The sequence below is a fragment of the Ferdinandcohnia sp. SAFN-114 genome (assembly GCF_059415045.1).
Map to the genome: position 1 here is coordinate 1 of NZ_JBPFDQ010000092.1, position 20,987 is coordinate 20,987.

The window sequence follows — 20,987 nt, forward strand, 5'->3', positions numbered from 1 at the left end:
TGATTCGTGTACCTCAGACCGAGGATTTGCCTTGGGCTTCCTTCAGATTCCGCGTCGCCACGGACACCCTTGCCTTTTGCTAATGGTTCGCATATCCCAACGCCCATAGCGGACTCTCACCGCCAAGTTAATGAACATGCCTGGCACACAAAAGAAGCATATTCACCTCAGTGATATGCTTCTTAACGACTTCTTCAACTAGGATCATTTTCGTCATAAGACAGGGTCGTAACTTGTGTGTAATCGCCTTTTTCTATCTCTTCTGATGTCGCTTCCTCTTGTAAATCATTTTCTGTGTCCATTCCGACTGCAATGGTTGCATCGCCCTTCTGTTGGCGTTTCTTCATCAGGATCCACTCCTTTCTTTTTAATGTCCCCATATATGTTTTAGTTTGAGTTGGGAATGCTACAAAAAAAGCTGGTAGATATAACCGTTTTCAGAATAGTATTTTTATACGTTTGGAAGCATTTTTATTTAAAAATCACTCGCATTTTTATAAAAATTGTTATAAAGTAATCATTGTGACTTTTTCTGAATAGTATTTGAGGTGATACAACATGGCAATCCAAAAACAACAAGAAAAAACTGCAGTAACAGAATATTTAAGGTTCCTAATCCCTTCTTTAATCGGTATTATTTTATTTATTGTACCATTTCAATATAAAGATTCATTCACGATCCCTGTTGCGATTTTGGCGGGCATTGTTCAAGATTTATTAGGCGGTTCAATTCCTTATATTATGACGGCATTAATTACAATCACAGGGATTTTTTCTATTTTGACAGTATTCTTTAAACCATCATTCATTACAAAATCTCCCTTTTTATCTGGACTTTTTTATGTATCTCCAATATGGGTGATTGCACGGATTCTTGGAATGATTTTCTCTATCATGACATTATACAAGGTTGGTCCCTCCGCGATTTGGTCAGATACAACTGGTGGAACTTTGCTATTTGATTTGATTCCCGTGTTATTTTCCGTATTTTTATTTGCAGGACTTTTTTTACCATTGTTACTTGATTTTGGCTTATTAGAGCTTTTTGGAGCATTGTTAACAAAGGTAATGCGTCCTCTTTTCAGATTACCTGGACGTTCATCTGTTGACGCCATCGCTTCATGGTTAGGTGATGGAACCGTTGGGGTCCTTCTTACCAATAAACAATACGAAGATGGCTATTATACAAAACGGGAAGCAGCTATTATTGGTACGACATTCTCTGTAGTTTCCATCACGTTTACAGTCGTTATTTTAGCCCAAATGCGTTTAGAGCATATGTTTGTACCATTTTATTTCACAATCTTATTTGCAGGCTTGGTTGCGGCCATCATCATGCCGAGAATCCCACCATTATCTAGGAAGTCGGATACGTACTATGAAGGCACTACTCAAAAGGCGGACGAAGCCATTCCGGCAAATGTAGGACGACTTCAGTGGGGCGTGGAGCAAGCAGTTATACAAGCGAGAAAAAGTGGAGACTTTTCAAAAGTGTTAAAAGGTGGGGTTCAAAATGTGTTGGATATGTGGCTGGGCGTTGTTCCAGTCGTAATGGCAATCGGAACAATCGCACTTATTATTGCGGAATTCACGCCGTTCTTCACCTATTTAGGGGCTCCATTTGTACCGATTCTTTCGCTTCTTCAAGTACCAGAAGCTGCTGCTGCAGCCCAAACTATGGTCATTGGATTTGCAGATATGTTCTTACCTTCTATTATTGGTGCGGATATCGAAAATGATTTGACACGATTTGTGATTGCAGGAGTATCTATCACTCAGTTAATTTACATGTCAGAGGTTGGTGGATTGTTACTTGGTTCAAAATTACCGGTTTCTTTTTTGGACTTAGTATTCATTTTTTTACTTCGTACGTTAATTACCTTACCAATCATTGTAGGCATGGCATATTTGTTTTTTTAAAATAATAGGTTAAACCCCGAAGCTGATTCGGGGCTTTTTTATGTATTAACCATAAATCACGATTATTGGCCAAAAATATGAAATATCAGCCATAAATTCTGATTAACAGCCATAACACAAATTTATCGACCATGATATAAAAATAAGCCCCACGAAGTAATCCTCTGTAGGGCTGAAACACGTCAAAAATATCAAACTTTCACAGGAACCTCTTCTTTCGTAAATCCTTCTTGATATATTCTGCTGATAATCGACTCAATTTCCGGCTCTTCCACTGTTAAATCAGTAATATTATGGGTTTGCGTAATTTGCGAAATCACGTCCGAAGCGGAAAAATCATCACGGTTGAAACGGATCCACTTTCTGTTCCCTTCCTCTTTCATGAGCTCACCATTTGAAACGTGTAAATCGACGCCATTTTCCTCAACATCAACAATCAAAGTCCGCATTTTTCCGAAACGAGACTTAACTGCTGCTATATCACCGTCATACACCTTTTGGCCATGATCAATTAAAATCATTCGTTTACAAAGCTTTTCAATATCCTCCATATCATGTGTCGTTAAGATCACCGTCACATCGCGAAGTTTATTAATTTCCTGTATAAATTCACGCATTTTCTCTTTTGCAACAACATCCAGTCCTATCGTTGGTTCATCTAAAAATAAAATCTCAGGGTCATGTAAAAGTTACGCTGCAATATCCGCTCTCATACGTTGACCTAATGATAGCTGTCGAACTGGCGTGTTCAAAAACTCGCCTAAGCCAAGAATATCCGAGAATGTATTCATGTTCTCTTTATAACGCGCATCAGGAACGCGGTATATTTCCTTTAATAATTCAAATGACTCAATTGTCGGGAGATCCCACCACAGCTGTGTCCGTTGACCAAACACAACACCAATGTTTTTCGCATTCTCCTTACGTTTTTCATACGGCACAATCCCATTTACAATAATGGAACCGTTTGATGGAACAAGAATACCTGTAAGCATTTTGATCGTAGTTGATTTCCCTGCTCCATTTGGTCCAATATATCCAACCATTTCCCCTTTTTCGATGGAAAAGGAAATATCTTTTACTGCTTCTTTCGTGACAAACTGGCGGTTTACGACGCTTTTTAAGGCCCCTACAAAACCTGTTTCTCTTTTTGCAATTTTAAATTCTTTGTTTAAATGTTCTACTTCAATTATGGCCAAGACACATTCACCCCTTTAATCACGATCCAGCACTCTTATATCGACTTAAGCCGAGCATCCAAACATAATATGCAATGACAAAAAACACGATACCCACAAGCGGTGTAAAATATCCAATATAGGAAGAAAAATAAGGTGTATCCTTATCTAATATAACCGCTGCTGGGAAGTAATTCACAAATCCAAAAGGAACAACAAATGCTGTTACCCATTGAACAAACTTAGGATAGATAGCAAGTGGATAATTCGTTAGATTTCGAGCTGGATACATCACAACCCAGTAGAAGCGCTCTGACTTAGTCGTCCAGAAGGCAATGGCTGAAATGAAGACAAGCAGTCCTCCTTGAACTAAAATCCCACCAATAATCGCCCCAAGTAAAAAGAGGATTTTTCCAAATTGCCAATGAATATCAATAGCATTGCTAACCCATATAAATACAAGAATACTAAAAATAAATTGACCGGCAGCTCCAATATCAAATTTCATTGCCATAAAATGAAAAAATGGGTTGATTGGACGAACAAGAAAACGGTCAAAGGTCCCATTCACAATATAAGTGTCCAAACTTCTAAAATGGAAAAAGAGGATAATACAGAATCCCCACGATAGAACAGCTAACGCAAAAAGAAATAACAACTCATAAAAATTCCATTTTCCAAGTTCTTTAAATTGATAGAGCATAATCCACATAGTTACCGCGGTTCCCGTATAGGCCGCGACCATACCAACAATTCGCATGATGAACGCAAACCGATATTGCATTTGGGCACGTACTCCCGCTCCGACTAGTCGGAAATACAAACGAACATATTCAATAATCTTAGTCATCCTTTACCCTCCCTGTACTATCACTTTGTTTGATGCTTTTCGCCAAACAAAACGGAGGATTGTATAGGACACAGCTACCCAAAAAAACTGAATCCCAATTGAAATAAACACATCTTTGCCACTAATTTCTTCGATAAAAATCGCATTTGGAATAAAATAAATCCCTTGAAATGGTAAATATGTCGCAAACGTTTGTAACCATCCAGGAAAAAACCACAACGGAATGACTGAGCCTGATAAAAGGGATACAGAAAAATAGAAGATATCCTCTATTCCTCCTGTTTCAATAAGCCAAAATGTAAATAATCCAAATGTCAGCTCAATACAGTATCGTATTAAAAACCCTAAAAACCCGGAAATAATAAATAAAATCCATGTCATCCATGATGTCGGCAGGCTTAAATCAACAAAGAAAAACAAGAGAACATATAAAGGGACAAGTGCAGTCAGCATATAAAAAGCTACACTTCCAAAGTCAGCAAATAAATAACGTAACGGTACATCAAATGGCCTCATAAGTTCGAGTGCAATGTCTCCAGTTCGTACCTTTTCTTGCAGTTCCCACAGCGGCGTTCCGGCACCATTGACTGCCGTTAAAAACTGACTGACAACAACATATGTAAGCATTGCAGTTAGGGAGATTCCACTCGCCTCTTCTTTGCCAGCATAAAGCGCAAACCAAATTGACATCCACATTAACAAAAATATGATATTTGAAACCAGCCTTGTCCATACGTCAAAGCGATATGCAGCTGATCTCATAAAGGCTTTCTTCGTAAAAGCCGTATACATTTTTACCGTATCCATTCATTCACCTCTAGTAAACTATGAAACACAAGATAAAAGTAGAGTATGACGAACTCCCTTACCTTTTTTAACTGATTTTTCTTTATAGTAGCATAATTCTACTACTTCCGACTAGACTCTTTCTTTCTTTTTAGACCCAAGTCTTGAAACGGTTTGTTCAATCAAGACTGCCACAACAGTTCCAAGGACGAGACCATTATTCAAGATTGAAGTTAAAATGGGTGGTACATCCGTAAACGCTTCTGAAGGAACAAACATTGCACCTACCCCAACGAATAATGAAAAAACGATTATCAGTCTGGATTGATATTTGTTTTCTAGAGTTTCAAACATTGCTAAAGACGGAAGCATAAGGTTAGCAAAAATGATAAAAACCGTTGCATATCCCACTGGTGCAGGCAAACCTGAAACGAAGTTCATAACTTTCGGAAGGAAACTTATACCGACCAAGATGAAACTTCCAACAATGAATGGGAGTCTTGTATTAACTTTCGTAGTGGCAATGAAGCCGGCAGCCCCTGATATCGGAACAGGTGCAACCGCAGAGAAGAGTCCAGCTATCATCTGGTTTATTCCTGCCATAAAACCTGCAGGACGAAATCTAGTTTTTTCTAATGATACATTTTGTGACTGAAGCACTTGTTCAACGACCTTTACACTAGCTATAAGGTTGGTTAAAAGCAACAGTGTCACAAGGATTGAGGTCGTAATCATTCCACTATCAAAGATCGGCTGACCGAAAGGAAAGATCTTAGGTACCTCTATCCATTTATTTGACGCAACATTGGTTGGTTCGATTAATCCAAGTACAGCAAAAATAATCCAACCAAGGGCCAAGCTGATTAAAACGGAGTATTGTCTTAAAGCACGAGGTCCTTTTTCGGCAAAAACAAAGGTAAATAGAATAATAAATAAACAAATACCTGCGATTTTTAAGTTAACCGTTTCTGCACCACGGTACCCAACACCGAAAATGCCATTTAGAAAGGAACCACTCAATTGTAGTGAAAGTAAAATTAAATAAGTGCCTGTTACAACTGGCGTGAATAATTTCGATAGTCGATCAATAATCCCGAAAATACTTAAGAGCATAAAAAGAACCCCGCTCACTAAAATACCTGCTTCAATTGCCCGAAGTGTTCCTTCACCTGAACCATATAATGTCGGACCTAAGCTTGCATAGATAATAAATACACCCCACCATAAACCAGCAGGTCCTTCATTAATCGGCAAACGGTGTCCAAAATACACTTGTATTAAACAGGATAATCCCAATACGAGGAAGGTCCTTTGGACAAAACTCGCTGTCTCAACTGGGTCCATTCCATATAGGGCCGCAATTGCAATTGGGGCTACTATAGAACTAGCAATGATAAAGGCTAGCCATTGTAATGAACTAAAAAAAACTTTCAAATTTCTCATCCCTATCCTACTATCAAATGCGCCTTGGCGTATTTGCGCCCGATTTTTAGTCCCACAGGAAGTGGGTCATAAAGACGTTGCCACATGATGTGGCGTTCTTAGTCTTTGGATTTACTGCTCGAAAAATTACCGCGAAAAATCGTGGCATCCGCCGGAGGCCATAACTTTATTCTCTATCGGTTTGACCACCTTGTAACTCTTTCTGCATTAATCCCAGCAAATTGTGGACTTCCGCTGAATAAAGTTATGTGCTCTCCCATTTTACCATTTTTTTATAAATTTGCATGTTTGCTATAATGAATATATATACTTTATTTTTGGAGGAAAATTTATGATTCGTTTTGGAGTTATCGGAACTAACTGGATTACAGATTCATTTTTAGGAGCAGCAAATACAATTGAGGATTTTTCATTAACAGCTGTCTATTCACGAACGGAGGAGCGAGCAAAGGTATTTGCTAATAAACACCATGCACCTTATACCTTTACTTCGATTGAGGAAATGGCGAAATCTGACTTACTAGACGCTGTATACATTGCAAGCCCCACTTCCTTTCACGCCTCTTATGCAATTAGTCTTTTGAAACACGGAAAACATGTTCTTTGTGAAAAGCCAATTGCCTCAAATACGAGTGAGCTAATGGAAATGATTAAGGCCGCAAAAGAAAATAATGTGTTGTTAATGGAGGCACTCAAGTCAGGCTTTCTCCCATCCTATTCAAGCATTCGGGAGAACTTACATAAAATCGGACCTGTACGTCGTTATTTCGCAAGCTATTGCCAATATTCATCCCGCTACGATGCTTATAAGGAAGGAAATGTATTAAATGCTTTTAAACCTGAATTTTCAAATGGCTCATTAATGGATATTGGCGTGTATTGTATTTATCCGATGGTACAATTATTCGGAAAGCCAGATTCAATTAAAGCAAGTGGGTTTATGCTCAATTCTGGTGTCGATGGGGAAGGAGCCATACTTGCCCATTATAAAGACATGGAAGGTACGGTAATGTTTTCAAAAATTACAAATTCCTATATCCCTTCTGAAATACAGGGTGAACAGGGTAGTATTCTCATCGATAAAATTTCAGAACCTGAAAAAGTAGAAATCCGCTATCGTGACGGTCGAGTTGAAGATATCTCTAAGCTCCCAGAACAGCACACCATGTATTACGAAACAAAAGAATTTATCGACCTTATTAAAAATGGTTCCTTAGAGTCCAATGTAAACACGTATGTAAATTCGATTGCAGTTATGGAAATATTAGATGAAGCTCGTAAGCAAATTGGGTTAGTATTTCCTGCTGATAAATGATAAAAGTACAGAGCCCGAGCTTGTTGGCGACAAATATAAGGTATGACAAGTGCTGACAAAAGGTTCTTGTTACCCTCCGAAGCAATTATCTTAGACTAGAGAGCTGGTGGAGCCTAAAATTAGAAATAAAAAACGAACGCTTGCGACCGAACCGTCGCAAGCGTCTCTTTTAATCACCTTTTACATTTTTCAATGCATCTTCGATCGGAATATCTCCACTTACAAGATCAAATGATTGATAATATGTATTTTCCTCAGATAAGGAAGCTACAATCACTTTTGCTACGTCCGCACGAGGAATTGTATTTCTTGTCAAATTCTCCCCAATTGAAATCTTCCCAGTGCCTTCTTCATTCAGCAAACCACCAGGTCGAACGATTGTATAGGTTAAATCACTTTGTTCAAGTATTCGATCGGCATAGTGCTTTGCTACATAATATGGACGAATTGCCTCATTCCATTTTTCACGTTGATTCGCACCTAATGCACTTACCATCACAAAGCGGTTAACGCCAGCCTTTTCTGCTGCTTCAACAGTCTTCACAGCACCATCAAGGTCGATTAGCAGGGTTTGATCAGGACCTGTATGTCCACCTGAGCCTGCAGTAAACACAATCGCATCAGAGCCTGAAATGGCCTCTGCTATTTTATCAACACTATCTGCAATACTTGCTAAAACATTTTCAACACCTAAGTTATCAAAATGGGCTTCTTGCTCTTGTTTACGCACCATCGCAATGGGGGTATGCTCACTACTTTCCTTTAAAAGCTCCACCACTTGTTTTCCAATTTGACCATTAGCACCAACTACACAAACTTTCATCAATCTAGCCCCTTTCATATTCATTTCCTTTATTATTACAAGTTAGGAAATAGATAGCAAATGAAAGGGCTTCTGATTTCAATGGACGGTTTCCCCGGTTATTTAGATACCGTTTGGTTGCTACTTTGTTCTTCAACAAGATCAACATCTTCCCGACGCTTTAAGTACCATTCTTCAAATGCTTGAGCAAACGGTAATGGAATATCTTTAATGGTCTCAATATGTGTTGGGATTGAACGATTCATCGTTGTAATGGAAGCAACTTGGAAAAGTTTTTGTAATCTAGATTGAGAGTAGGACATTTCAATCAAATGTCTTCTTTTGGTTATAAACATGCGACTTGTTAGTCCACCTTGCCACCATTGTACTTGGGTCTCATTTACAGCATATCTCGTATGATGATAATCAAGAAACCTTTGCAAGACAATGATGCATAGGAAGACAACAGACAAGATCCACCAGAATTGCTTAATATCAAAAAGTTCAGGTTTAAAGTAAAATAATCCAATTGTTACTATAAGCCATAACCAGCTTGGTTTCAGTAATTTTACCCATAACGATTTACGAGGTAACCTTTCTAATTTACTTAATTTCACCTGATAGATTGGTAGCAATTCTTCAATTAATTCATATGCTTTTTGGAGAGGTAAAAATGGATAAAGTGAATTCACATTGATGGATTCATCGCCTTTATTTGGATTCGCAGAACTGATTAATTTTACTTCCGCTAACCCAAATATTCGCTTCAACAACGTTTGCCTTATCTCTAGACCCTGAATTTTCTTTTTTTCAATCGCAAAATAACTTTCATCAAGTACCCCTCGGTCTATAAAGATATATCGTGCATCTGAAGAAATTTCATATTTTCCATACCGGATAAATGTTCGTGCCACACCAAATGTAACGGCAATAATGATAGCAATAATCAGAACAATAACAAATAGCCATTTACTTGCAAGCAAGACCTCAAGTACTCCTTCCAGCTGATTGGTATCAGGTAAGAATGTACTTAACGTATCCAGTCCAGCAAAAATAATCGGAATAATAGCTAGGAAGCTTAGGGATGTAAAACTAGCCTTCCATAGGTCCTTCCTTTCTGGCGAAAAATGAACATGACGGCTTATTTCCAAGTCATTTTGTTGTCCACTTTCTACGAATGCTTGTACAACATCATCGTATTTTTCTACTAACTTTTCATCTTTAGCATCTAGTGCATGATTTTCATGAATTGACTTTACATTTTTAAATTGTGGCGCTCCCGCCTGCTCCTTACCAGTCTGAACGAGGTCAATTAGAAAATCGGCATGTTTCTTTGATATAACGTCAAAATGGATTGAATCATCTTCTCCGTCCATTGCGGTTTCAAAAGTAAGAGATGTCAAACCAGCAATTTTATGAAAGAAGGTGGTTTTTCGAGTGACGTTTTGGATTCTCGAAAACGGAATAGTGCTTGTATTCTTCACAAAAAGTCCTTTATGGATTAGGAAAGTACGGTCTTTCCACTCATATTTTTCCACAAACCAACTAGCTACTATGTAAAGCAATCGCAAGAAAACAAATACTAAAAACGCATACCTTCCATATACAAAGTACCAAGACTCTGAATCTCTTTGAATAATAAACAATAGTACCAACAAGATGAAGTTGTTCTTTATTAGTTGATAGATCTTGAAACCAATACCGAGTGGGTGGTATTTCATTATTCATCAACTTCCTTTAACTTTGCATAATCTGCTAATCTCTCTCTTAATTCGAGAGCAATCCCCTCTTCCAAAGCAGGTATTGTATGAGATGAACCCATTGTTTCGATTTTAATGGAACTTGCATGATATTTTTTCAGAATGGGACCTTGAATTGTCGAAACGGACTGGATTTTCGTCATTGGCACGGTCACCCATTCTTTCGTTAGAACTCCATAACGCATTTGAAGGTATTCATCATCAAATTGATAACTCCAGTTTCGATAATTCAAGTGGGGTTCAATAAATGACCAAATCGCTCCGAGGATGGCAAACGCGAACAAAGCAATCAAAATCCAAAAAGCCCAATTTGGCCAGGAAAAATAATAATTCAACCAGAACAATAATCCCAGCACCAAAAATCCGATAATATTCGAAATCGATTCAGATATTATTCTAATTTTGGGAAAAGCGGGGGATAATTGATTTTCTAATTTTATATCACTCACTTCTAGCAGCTCCTTATGAAAAATCGTATTCAACATATTTACGATAACAATATCAATAAAGTTTCATTATTTCCTATTTTTATAGAAGTTGAATCAATAAACAAAAATAGCATATTTTTGGTGACCAGTGGGGTATCAGTTTGGAAATTGGAGTTAAATTTATTGAAAACCGACATCTTTTGAGTCAGTTTTCATACAATTTTTGTAGAGGTGATGGAAAATGGCAAGAGTAAAACATACAAACAAAGACGTTGATTTAGTAGCAAGGATGATGAGGGCAGAAGCTGAAGGCGAAGGTCGCCAAGGCATGCTTATGGTTGGTAACGTCATTGTCAATCGAGCTGTAGCGGATTGTTTAGATTTTAAAGATGTAAGAACAATTAGGGACGTGATTTATCAAGTACAAGGAGGAAACTTTTCCTTTGAAGCGGTACAAAAAGGGAATCTATTCTATAACCCCGCAAGAGAGGTTGAAAGAAAATTGGCAAGGCAAACCTTAACTTTTTGGCGAGAGCATCCTTCAAAGTATTCACTTTGGTATTTTAATCCATATGCTCCATGTCCACCTACCTGGTACGGTCAACCATTTGCAGGACAATTCAAAGACCATTGTTATTACGAACCACAGGCAAATACATGTGATAGTGTTTATCGCGGTTAACCCCCATTTATCGTGGGGGTTTTTTTATGTATAGGAAATAATTTTCACATTTTCTATTATGCTTTTAATCTAGCAATGATCTCGGTTGTAACCTCAGACGTCAAATGAGTCCCACCGATATCCGCGGTGTAAATGCCATCACTTGTTACACTCTCAATAACACTTAACAACTGCGAACCAAGTTCCTCTTCACCAAAATGGTCTAACATCATTTTCGCTGTCCAAATTTGACCGATTGGATTTGCGATCCCTTTCCCAATGATATCTGGAGCAGACCCGTGCACAGGCTCAAACATCGAAGGATATTTTCCATTCACATTAATATTCGCAGCTGGCGCAACACCAATACTCCCCATAATGGCAGCACCTAGATCTGTTAAAACATCTCCGAAAAGATTACTTGCAACAATAACATCAAACCGTTCTGGACGCGTCACAAAGAAGGCCGCTAAAGCGTCAATATGCTGTGAGTCTGTCCTAATTTCAGGATAATCCTTCGCTACGTCCTGAAATATTTCATCCCAAAATGGCATTGAATAGATAATTCCATTTGATTTGGTCGCACTGGTTACATGTTGTTTGCGCTTCTTCGCCAATTCAAACGCATAGCGCATCGCCCGTTCTGTTGCCTTTCTTGAAAAAATTGCATTTTGAATCGCTATTTCTTCTTCTCCTTGAAAAATTCTGCCTCCAACAGAACTATATTCCCCTTCACTATTTTCTCGAACGACAAGTAAATCAAAGTCCTTCGGGTTAAATAGGGGTGAACGAATTCCTTTTAAAAGTTTTGCAGGTCGAATGTTAATCACTTGCTCAAATTCACGACGAAGCTTTATTAATAGCCCCCAAAGGGAAATATGATCGGGAACAAGCTTCACATTTCCAACCGCCCCAAGGAATATGGCATCAAAATCCTTTAATCGTTCAAGACCATCTGGTGCCATCATATCACCATGCTCTAAATAATATTCGCAGCTATATGGAAACTCGATAAAATCAAATTTCAAACCACCATGTATGCCTGCTACTGTATGTAAAACCTCTATCGCTGCAGGAACTACTTCTTTCCCTATCCCATCCCCAGGTATTGACGCAATCTTCAAATTTTTCAAAGCGTAAAACCTCCCTTAAGCTAATTTCTTTTGTTCAAATCGTATCATATTGAACTGTATTCGGCCATCATAAAAAAATCGACAAGTGCACACTTGTCGATTAATAAAATTTCGCATCCATATTACGTAAATGTTCGAGGTCTTTTTCCTTCACCAGTAAGCTCACACCAATGTACGAAATGAGGGAGAATAGTACTGGCAGGACAACTGAATGCATACCAAATGGTTCTGGTGAGATTGTATGAATTAGAATATAACTTCCCACTCCTACAAGAATGGAAGAAATAGCCCCATATTTATTACCTTTTCTCCAATATAAACCAAGTACAACTGGCCAGATAAAAGCTGCTTCAAGACCACCAAACGCAAACAAATTCAACCAAATGAGTAGATCAGGAGGGTTGATTGCTAATAAAAAGACAAGAATTCCAATCAACCCTGTGACCGACATACTCAGTCTTTTAACTGTTATATCTGATGCATCAGGTTTTATGTAGTTCAGGTAGATATCTTTTACAATCGATGAACCAACGATTAATAATAAGGAGTTAACGGTAGACATAATCGCTGCCATCGGTGCAGAAAGAACAACTCCAGCTAACCAAGCCGGTAATACCTCCATTGCAAGCAATGGCATAACCGTATCAGGAACGTCAACCCCCGGAATAATGGCTCTTGCGAATACCCCTGATAAATGCATACCAAGCATAATAAATCCAACAACTATGGTCCCAATTATCATCGCTTGGTGCATTGCCTTTGAATGCCTGTACGACATAGCTCGGACAGCTATTTGTGGCAATCCAACAACTCCAATCCCTACAAGAATCCAAAAGGATGATAAATATAAGGGAGTAAGGGAGCCATCATGGCCGAACGGTGATACGAGACTTGGATTTTCAGATACCAGCTCTTTCATTATCGCTGGTACACCACCGCCAGCGATAATTGTTCCAATTAGGATGATTAAAGTCCCAATAAACATGATGATCCCTTGTATCGTCTCTGTTAAAGCTACAGCTCGAAATCCACCAATCGTTACATAAATTAAAATGGAAAGTGCAAAAATGAACAAAGAACTCGTATAGGACAAACCTGTTAACGATTCAATTAATCTTCCCCCACCTACCCATTGGGCGGACATTGACGCAAACAAAAAGATAATTATACTGCCTGCTGATAGCAAAACCACCCATTTTGATTTGTATCGCTCCTTTAAAAAATCAATGAGTGTAACAGCATGTATTTTTCGTGCAACAATCGCAAATTTTTTCCCTAAAACCGCAAGAACAAAATAACCGGTAACTACTTGTATCATCGCCAGTAGTACCCATCCTAGCCCCATCGTGTAAGCAGCGCCAGGGCCGCCAATAAAGCTACTGGCACTTCCATAGGTAGCGACCATTGTCATTGCAAGTACAAATCCACCTAACTCCCGACTCCCAAGAAAATAATCTTGGAGAAATCCAGTACTCTCTTTTAAACGGCCTGCTGCATATATACCCACAATAAAAATAATCACTAATAAAGCTATGAAAGGTATCAATACTCCCCAATTCATAAGGAGTCACCTCCCTCGTTTTCATCAAACGGTACCTCTTTAAATACCATTTTTACAAGAATGATGACTAACATAACAACAACTAAAAAACCAACCACACAACTGTAAAAAAACCAGCTAGGCAAACCCAAAATATATGTATACTCTTTAACAGGCTTTGACCCTAGACCATATGCAAAGCCAAACCACCATAGGAAGTTAAAAACCGCTAGTCCTATCCCAATAACTGCCTCTTTTTTAGCAACCTTGTATCTACTGTCACCTGAATGTTTACTCTTATTCATCACGACTTCTCCTTACGATTATCAATACATTGACATATTCTCATATCCGTTATACTGCCCCAAAATCCCCTTTTGCCATCAAAAAAGCTACCTAAGAACTCCTTAGGTAGCTTCTACTTATTATTCAGCTGATTCTTCATCAATTAAATAATTGTAATCTGAACAATCAACAGGTTCAAAACCTGGTGGTGTATAGAAACGTAACAAGTCACCATTTACAACTTTATCAGAAGTGGCTAATTTTTCTTCAACGATGTCTTGAAGTTTCTTTGCAGAATCTAATTGATCTTCTGCAACTTCAACTCCAGTCGTAGAATCATAAAACTTACCATCGACTGATGAAATAGTTGGACTTACGAAATCACCATTACGGAATGGTACTACTTGATCATGCTGTTCAGATAATAAATCAGTTCCAAATTGAACATACTCTTTTGTATCAATTCCAAGCAAGTGTAGAAGTGTTGGAAGAAGGTCGATTTGACCACCGTATTGATGCTTAACCCCACCTTCCATTCCTGGAACACGAATAAACAATGGTACTCGCTGTAGAGATGCATTATCAAAAGCAGTTATTTCTTCTTTTTCTAATACTTGCTTCATGGCTTTATTATGGTTTTCCGAAATACCATAGTGATCACCATACATAATGATTATCGAATTATCGTATAATCCTTTTTCTTTTAAGTCATTGAAGAATTGCTCTAAAGCTTCATCTGCATAACGTGCAGTTTGGAAATATCCATCAACAGAACGATCACCTGTTGTATGAGGCGCAATAGTTGCATCCTCTTCACTGATTTTGTACGGATAGTGATGCGTTACTGTAATAAATTTTGAGTAAAATGGTTGCGGTAATGTATCTATTAAATCCGCAGACTGTTCATAAAATGGCTTATCCATAAGTCCATATTCAGCAAGATCTTCTGAATTCATTTGATAAAAGCTTGAATCAAAGAAGTGATTATAGCCAAAAGACTTATAAATTTCATTACGGTTCCAGAAGCTTCCTGAGTTACCGTGGAACACAGCTGACGTATAGCCTTGCTGACCAAGAATTGCTGGTGCCGCTTGATATGTGTTCATACCTTTTGTTGTAAAGGCTGAACCCTGCGGTAGACCATACATTGAGTTTTCAAGAATAAACTCCGCATCTGCAGTCTTACCTTGAGCAGTTTGATGGAAGAAATTATCAAAATACATTGTATTTTCTTCTTTAGTTAGTGAGTTAAGAAATGGCGTTACTTCTTCCCCGTTCACCTTGTAGTCAATTAAAAAGTTCTGCATGGATTCAAGGTGAAGGTAAATAACGTTCATCCCTTTACCTACTCCAAAATACTCCGGATTCGGTTCAGCATAGTTTGCCTTCGTATAGTTAATCACTTCAATACTGTCATTGCTGTCTGCTAACGCTCTTTGAGTTGAAGCTTTTGTGCTTTGAACAGCATCATAAATGGTATAGTTGTACATACCAAGATATTTCACAATGTAGTGGCGGTCAAATCCACGTGTTAAAAGTTGTGGACGATCAGCCTCTGCAAGAGTAAGGTTTACAGCTGAAATCAAAATCGCAAAAGCGAATAATGCAGCCACTTTAATTCCTCTCAAGCTTGTTGTTGTTTCAACCTTGATAACTTTGAAGACCATAAGTGCTACCAATACAAAAAAGTCAACAAAGAACAAGAAATCATATGGTTTTAAAAGAGAAGTAATACTTCCACTTACATCACCAAAGTTTTGAGTTTGAAACAATGTTGGCAATGTAATAAAGTCACTAAAGAATCGGTAATACATAATATTAGCGTATAAAAGGAATGACATTAGAAAATAGATAATAAGAAGTCTTCTATATCTTTTCTTCCCTTTACCCAAAAATGAAAAACCTAAGAAAAATAAAGCCGATCCAAGTGGATTTAATAATAATAGAAATGTCTGTAAAGAGTTATCAATATTTAAGTTAAATTCAGTTGATTGTGAAATAAATGTTTTCATCCATAGGAGAAAAACTGCTAATAAATAAAAGCCAAAAAAGCTAGTGAAGATATTTTGACCACGTTTTAGAATGTTCTTTTTCATGATTGCACCTACCTTCGATATAAACAAAAAAATTATTATCTCTTCTACGAAAACTCAAAAACCATTCTATCAAGTAAATATGAACAAATTATTAACATACGTAATAAAATTTACATTTGCGGTACATTCACTTACTTTACTACGTTTCTTTAAAATGTCAAGAGTCCTAAAAAACCCCGAAATTTTCTTGCAATTTATGTATCCCCTTACAATCCAGCCTGTACACCATTTTTACAAACTTTTATAAAATACGTTAGATCCTTCAAAATTATGACCACTTTTCCTTTACAAAAAAGAGCAAATTGAAAGACGAAACAATCTCTTTCAATTATACTACTGTAATAGAAATTACTTTATTTGGAAAGGGCTATTCGAACTATGTTTTTTCTTGCAATTTTCCTATTTCTCTTAGTTTATTGTGGTATGTGCTTCTTTTTTGGGTATATGGGATGGAACTGGCTTGAACACTCATTTTCATTTCGACATAAAAAGACATACATATTGGTTATACTTGTTTTATCATTAAGCATTTTTGTGGGTTACTCAACTTCCTCTGCAGTCTTACAGACAATTGGTTATTATTGGTTAACATTAACAGGCTATGGACTCGTCCTTTTGCCCATTGCAATTCTATTATTCTTCCTATTTAAAAAGAAAGGTATTCGCATAATTGGCTTTGGTGTAATTTTTACGTATGTCCTTATTTTGAGTGTCGGAACTTACTATGCATGGAGTCCAGTTGAGAGGAACTATGAAGTTACGATTAACAAAAGCTCTGAACGGGACAATTTGAAAATCTTAATGGCTTCAGATTTTCACCTGGGTAGTATTGTTGGTGAAAACCATCTTAAAAAGTTCGCCCATTTAGTAGAAGAAACTAGTCCAGATATCGTGTTAATCCCTGGTGATCTAATCGACGATCATATTGAACCATTTTTACAGAAGAATATGGGTAAAATCATGACGGAAATCAAGGCACCGCTTGGAGTATATGCTACACTTGGAAATCATGATTATTACGGTAATGATGATGAAAAAATTGTCGAAGAAATGGAAAAGCACGGGATTGAGGTTTTAACAGATGAAGTTACCATGATAGAAAATGATTTTTATCTAATAGGAAGAAATGATGATACTGATGATGATCGCGCTGGAATAAACGAGCTTATTGCACACCTTGAACATTCAAAACCATTGATTATGTTAGACCATCAACCAAATGAACTTGATGAAGCCATGAAAAGCGGAATCGACTTAATTCTGTCTGGTCATACTCATCGAGGACAACTATTTCCTGGAAATCTACTAACCAACCTGCTTTATGAAAATGATTACGGCTTGTTGAAAAAAGAAGAGTTAAATTCAATTGTGTCATCTGGATTCGGTACATGGGGTCCTCCCCTCAGGCTTGGAACAAGATCTGAAGTTGTCGTAATCAATGTAAAGTTTAAGTAAGAAGCATTACCTCACAGGAGGTAATGCTTCTTTTAATTAGTTTACTGATGTTGTCTTATTCTCTTTCCCTTTACCAATAAATTGGTCAAGAGCAAGTGCCTTAGAACCAGTTATTGCGAGCATCATAGCCATTGCAAGAAACGCTAGGTCTAATTCATAACCTGCCATCTGACCGTTTCCTAGAAACCCTATTGCAAGTTTTACTTTCACAATGGCTCCAACCATGACTACAGCAAAAAGAATAGAAACGATTCGACTAAATAAGCCAAGAACTAACATAAGTCCTCCAACAAATTCAATAATTGCTACACCATAAGCCACAACACCAGGAATTCCTATGCTCTCAAACCAACCAGCAGTATTTTCAACTCCTCCTTGGAACTTATCTAGCCCATGAATAAAAAACGTAATACCTAAAACCACTCTAATAATTAATTGACCTAATTCAAATTTATTTTCCATTTGTATTTCCCCCATTTTTTAGAATGTTAGTGATCCATTCAATTAAATCACGATAATTTTGTAATGAAACGGTATGTCCTTCTGGATAAGAATGAAAACTTACAATTGCCCTTTGCTTTTCAAAAAACTCCTTACTCTCCACTCCCCATTCAAAAGGAAGAACAGGATCATTTTCCCCATGAGAAATGAAGATAGAAAGGTTTTCGACGGGTTGTATATCATAGTCCTTTTTAACGAAGGCAGGAATATACCCACTCAATGCAACAATACCCTTAATACGATTTCCTAAGGCGAGCCCTAAAGTCATTGAAACAATGGCACCTTGGCTAAATCCTAATAAATATATATTTTCTTGATCAATCGAATAATTTTTCGAAGCATAGTCAAGAAAATTCTTCAGTTGACCAATGCTTTTGTCGAATACCTCTCTGTGCGGTTTGCCATACCCCTCAATTGTAAAGAATGCATAACCTGGTGGCTGTGCTAATGGCCCACGAATACTAAATATATAAAAAATATCCTCCAACCCTTTTACTAACGAAAGAAGATCTTGTTCATTGCTCCCCATACCGTGCATTAAAAATAGAGCAGGATATTTTTTATCGGGATCAATTGTTGTAGGATGGCGAAGTTCATAGGTAAATGGTGAATTCAAGTAATGTCCCCCTCCTTGGATGTTATTTACTAATTAGTAATCTAATCGAGTAATATTTTTATAGAAATAAAATATTCATATTAGTGAACCGAGAGACCAAAAAAAGAAAAACCTTAAACGGTTCTTGTTGTTTTCTAATATGAATATTTGTTGTTTATAAGATAACAATATACTTAGTAGCTTGTCAACACTTTTTTTGCTACTATTAAATTAAGTTTCATACTAGAAAACATGTGAGGTACAGATATGGATATTGGTACAAAAATTCGTGCGATACGAAACCGAAAAAAGATCACAATCGCCCAAATGTGTGAAGGCACTGGTCTATCAAAAGGATTCATTAGTAATGTAGAAAACAATAATACATCTCCATCCATAAATACACTAAAAACAATCGCTGATTTTCTTGAGATTCCACTTCCCTACTTGTTATTGGAAAAGAAAGAACATATGCGTGTCATCCGTAAAGATGATAGAACAACTACCTCCTTTAACAATTTAAAAGTGGAACACCTCACCTCTAAGGGTGGGCTACGTATGATGATTGTAGAATGTCCACCTGGTGCTTCAATGGGAGAACCTAACGCCCATGAAGGGGAGGAATGCCACTTGGTCTTACAAGGGAAAATTCTTGCTGAACAAGGGGAAGATTCAGTTATAGTTGAAGAGGGAGATTCTTTCAGCTGGAATGCAAGCGTCCCTCATTTCGTTAAAAACATTGGAGATACAAAGGCTGTAATCTTAATCTCCGTTTATTCTGATTCAGAATTGAATGATATTTTATAGTGCAAGCTTGCGAACAACGCAGGCTTTTTTTCTTGGTTATTCCTTATTTCGTAGGTCAATACTAAAAATGCTTTGACAACGGTTTAAAAATCATGTAAATTATCTAATGTACGAACATTATTAAACAACCAAGAAAATAATATTCGGTTTTAGGAGTGTTTTTTGAATGGAAAATGTATTTGATTATGAAGATATTCAGTTAATCCCTGCAAAATGTATTGTTAACAGTCGTTCAGAGTGTGACACTACAGTCGAATTTGGCGGCCACACATTTAAACTTCCGGTTGTCCCTGCAAACATGCAGACTATTATAGACGAGAACATTGCACTATTTTTAGCTGAAAATGGCTATTTCTATATCATGCACCGTTTCAACCCAGAAAAACGTGTTGATTTTATTAAGGATATGCAATCTCGCGGTTTAATTGCTTCTATCAGTGTTGGAGTAAAGCCTGAGGAATACACTTTCGTGGAACAACTTGCTGAAGAAAATCTTGTACCTGAATTTATTACAATTGACATTGCACATGGACATTCAAATTCAGTTATAGAAATGATTAAACATATTAAAGCACATTTACCAAAAAGCTTCGTAATTGCGGGTAACGTTGGTACACCAGAAGCAGTAAGAGAACTAGAGAATGCTGGAGCTGATGCTACAAAGGTTGGAATCGGGCCTGGTAAAGTGTGTATCACAAAAATTAAAACTGGATTTGGAACTGGCGGCTGGCAACTAGCTGCACTTCGTTGGTGTGCGAAGGCTGCAACTAAGCCAATTATTGCTGACGGTGGTATCCGTACTCATGGTGATATCGCAAAATCAATACGTTTCGGTGCAAAAATGGTGATGATTGGATCCCTTTTCGCAGGACATGAAGAGTCCCCAGGTGAAACAACAGAAGTCGAAGGTAAGTTAGTTAAGGAATACTTCGGTTCAGCTTCTGAATTCCAAAAAGGTGAAAAGAAGAATGTTGAAGGTAAGAAAATCTATGTGGAGCACAAAGGCTCATTAAAAGATACACTAAAAGAAATGGAACAAGACCTTCAGTCCTCTATCTCTTATGCTGGTGGAACGAAACTAGATTCCATCCGCCACGTTGATTATGTGATCGTTAAGAACTCAATCTTTAATGGTGACCGAATCTACTAATTTTAAATGGATGAGCTAAGGGTTCCGCTCCAAGGTTCCAAACAGTAAATCACAGTACATTTTTAGCGTGAATTCACATATGAATTCACGCTTTTATTTGATAAATTAACTCCTAATACGGATTTCATCTTATAAAAAATTCAAATTACTAGACTTCGGACTCAACCACGATGTTTTTTATGTCCCTTGTCCGAAGATACCCCACCTTCGGACTCAACCTTGTTCATTCTACCTTTCCTTGTCCGAAGATACCTCATCTTCGGACTCAACCTTGTTCATTCT

General features: G+C 37.5%; 19 protein-coding genes and 1 pseudogene. 6 read left to right on the plus strand and 14 right to left on the minus strand.

Annotated features, from left to right (window positions below; genetic code table 11):
- Window positions 1–194 precede the first annotated feature (194 nt).
- Complete coding sequence (locus ACR65M_RS22110) at window positions 195–347, minus strand: hypothetical protein (RefSeq protein ID WP_341332070.1); 153 nt, start codon at window positions 345–347, stop codon at window positions 195–197.
- Window positions 348–558: 211 nt separating this feature from the next.
- Between ACR65M_RS22110 and ACR65M_RS22115 the strand changes: the two genes are divergently transcribed.
- Window positions 559–1,920: a YjiH family protein gene (locus ACR65M_RS22115; RefSeq protein ID WP_341332071.1), complete on the plus strand. Its 1,362-nt coding sequence runs from the start codon at window positions 559–561 to the stop codon at window positions 1,918–1,920.
- A gap of 191 nt (window positions 1,921–2,111) precedes the next feature.
- On the opposite strand, the pseudogene ACR65M_RS22120 reads toward ACR65M_RS22115, so the two are convergent.
- The 4 genes and pseudogenes from ACR65M_RS22120 to ACR65M_RS22135 form a co-directional block, all read right to left on the minus strand.
- A pseudogene (locus ACR65M_RS22120) lies at window positions 2,112–3,119 on the minus strand (ABC transporter ATP-binding protein).
- A 19-nt stretch (window positions 3,120–3,138) separates the two neighbouring features.
- A complete protein-coding gene (locus ACR65M_RS22125) occupies window positions 3,139–3,948 on the minus strand; it encodes an ABC transporter permease (RefSeq protein ID WP_341332073.1) in 810 nt (269 codons plus the stop codon).
- Window positions 3,949–3,951: 3 nt separating this feature from the next.
- Window positions 3,952–4,755: an ABC transporter permease gene (locus ACR65M_RS22130; protein WP_341332074.1), complete on the minus strand. Its 804-nt coding sequence runs from the start codon at window positions 4,753–4,755 to the stop codon at window positions 3,952–3,954.
- A 111-nt stretch (window positions 4,756–4,866) separates the two neighbouring features.
- Window positions 4,867–6,177: a purine/pyrimidine permease gene (locus ACR65M_RS22135; protein ID WP_440274434.1), complete on the minus strand. Its 1,311-nt coding sequence runs from the start codon at window positions 6,175–6,177 to the stop codon at window positions 4,867–4,869.
- Between the two features lie 331 nt (window positions 6,178–6,508).
- Here ACR65M_RS22135 and ACR65M_RS22140 point away from each other — a divergent pair, with 331 nt between their 5' ends.
- On the plus strand, window positions 6,509–7,492 hold the full coding sequence (locus ACR65M_RS22140) for a Gfo/Idh/MocA family protein (protein WP_341332076.1): 984 nt from the start codon (window positions 6,509–6,511) through the stop codon (window positions 7,490–7,492).
- Window positions 7,493–7,661: 169 nt separating this feature from the next.
- On the opposite strand, the gene ACR65M_RS22145 is transcribed toward ACR65M_RS22140, so the two are convergent.
- The 3 genes from ACR65M_RS22145 to ACR65M_RS22155 form a co-directional block, all read right to left on the minus strand.
- The gene (locus ACR65M_RS22145) at window positions 7,662–8,315 is read right to left on the minus strand and encodes an SDR family oxidoreductase (protein ID WP_440274435.1); all 654 of its coding nucleotides are present in this window, start codon (window positions 8,313–8,315) and stop codon (window positions 7,662–7,664) included.
- A gap of 98 nt (window positions 8,316–8,413) precedes the next feature.
- Entirely contained in the window at window positions 8,414–10,015 is a 1,602-nt protein-coding gene (locus tag ACR65M_RS22150; RefSeq protein ID WP_341332078.1) for a PH domain-containing protein, read from the minus strand.
- Entirely contained in the window at window positions 10,015–10,503 is a 489-nt protein-coding gene (locus ACR65M_RS22155) for a PH domain-containing protein (protein ID WP_341332079.1), read from the minus strand. The genes ACR65M_RS22150 and ACR65M_RS22155 overlap by 1 nt, the downstream gene beginning before the upstream one ends.
- Before the next feature lie 220 nt (window positions 10,504–10,723).
- Here ACR65M_RS22155 and ACR65M_RS22160 point away from each other — a divergent pair, with 220 nt between their 5' ends.
- The gene (locus tag ACR65M_RS22160; RefSeq protein ID WP_121445095.1) at window positions 10,724–11,164 is read left to right on the plus strand and encodes a cell wall hydrolase; all 441 of its coding nucleotides are present in this window, start codon (window positions 10,724–10,726) and stop codon (window positions 11,162–11,164) included.
- A gap of 56 nt (window positions 11,165–11,220) precedes the next feature.
- Here the strand turns inward: ACR65M_RS22160 and ACR65M_RS22165 are convergent, their stop codons facing one another.
- The 4 genes from ACR65M_RS22165 to ltaS all read right to left on the minus strand — a co-directional run bounded on the left by ACR65M_RS22165 (window position 11,221) and on the right by ltaS (window position 16,197).
- Window positions 11,221–12,276 carry a tartrate dehydrogenase gene (locus ACR65M_RS22165; RefSeq protein ID WP_341332080.1) on the minus strand — a complete coding sequence of 352 codons (1,056 nt, stop codon included), beginning with the start codon at window positions 12,274–12,276 and terminating at the stop codon, window positions 11,221–11,223.
- A 100-nt stretch (window positions 12,277–12,376) separates the two neighbouring features.
- Window positions 12,377–13,837, minus strand: a complete 1,461-nt coding sequence (gene panF, locus ACR65M_RS22170; RefSeq protein WP_440274436.1) for a sodium/pantothenate symporter — start codon at window positions 13,835–13,837, stop codon at window positions 12,377–12,379.
- On the minus strand, window positions 13,834–14,121 hold the full coding sequence (locus ACR65M_RS22175; RefSeq protein WP_341332082.1) for a YhdT family protein: 288 nt from the start codon (window positions 14,119–14,121) through the stop codon (window positions 13,834–13,836). The genes panF and ACR65M_RS22175 overlap by 4 nt, the downstream gene beginning before the upstream one ends.
- Window positions 14,122–14,241: 120 nt before the next feature.
- The gene (ltaS, locus tag ACR65M_RS22180) at window positions 14,242–16,197 is read right to left on the minus strand and encodes a lipoteichoic acid synthase (protein ID WP_440274437.1); all 1,956 of its coding nucleotides are present in this window, start codon (window positions 16,195–16,197) and stop codon (window positions 14,242–14,244) included.
- 378 nt (window positions 16,198–16,575) lie between these two features.
- Between ltaS and ACR65M_RS22185 the strand changes: the two genes are divergently transcribed.
- Window positions 16,576–17,652 carry a metallophosphoesterase gene (locus ACR65M_RS22185; protein WP_440274438.1) on the plus strand — a complete coding sequence of 359 codons (1,077 nt, stop codon included), beginning with the start codon at window positions 16,576–16,578 and terminating at the stop codon, window positions 17,650–17,652.
- Between the two features lie 36 nt (window positions 17,653–17,688).
- Here ACR65M_RS22185 and ACR65M_RS22190 read toward each other — a convergent pair whose 3' ends face one another.
- Together ACR65M_RS22190 and ACR65M_RS22195 are read right to left on the minus strand one after the other, a co-directional pair.
- The gene (locus ACR65M_RS22190) at window positions 17,689–18,114 is read right to left on the minus strand and encodes a DoxX family protein (RefSeq protein WP_341332085.1); all 426 of its coding nucleotides are present in this window, start codon (window positions 18,112–18,114) and stop codon (window positions 17,689–17,691) included.
- Window positions 18,104–18,769, minus strand: a complete 666-nt coding sequence (locus ACR65M_RS22195; RefSeq protein ID WP_440274439.1) for an alpha/beta hydrolase — start codon at window positions 18,767–18,769, stop codon at window positions 18,104–18,106. The genes ACR65M_RS22190 and ACR65M_RS22195 overlap by 11 nt, the downstream gene beginning before the upstream one ends.
- A 246-nt stretch (window positions 18,770–19,015) precedes the next feature.
- Here ACR65M_RS22195 and ACR65M_RS22200 point away from each other — a divergent pair, with 246 nt between their 5' ends.
- Together ACR65M_RS22200 and guaC are read left to right on the plus strand one after the other, a co-directional pair.
- Window positions 19,016–19,555 carry a helix-turn-helix domain-containing protein gene (locus ACR65M_RS22200; RefSeq protein WP_341332087.1) on the plus strand — a complete coding sequence of 180 codons (540 nt, stop codon included), beginning with the start codon at window positions 19,016–19,018 and terminating at the stop codon, window positions 19,553–19,555.
- Window positions 19,556–19,721: 166 nt separating this feature from the next.
- On the plus strand, window positions 19,722–20,705 hold the full coding sequence (guaC, locus tag ACR65M_RS22205) for a GMP reductase (protein WP_341332088.1): 984 nt from the start codon (window positions 19,722–19,724) through the stop codon (window positions 20,703–20,705).
- Window positions 20,706–20,987 lie beyond the last annotated feature (282 nt).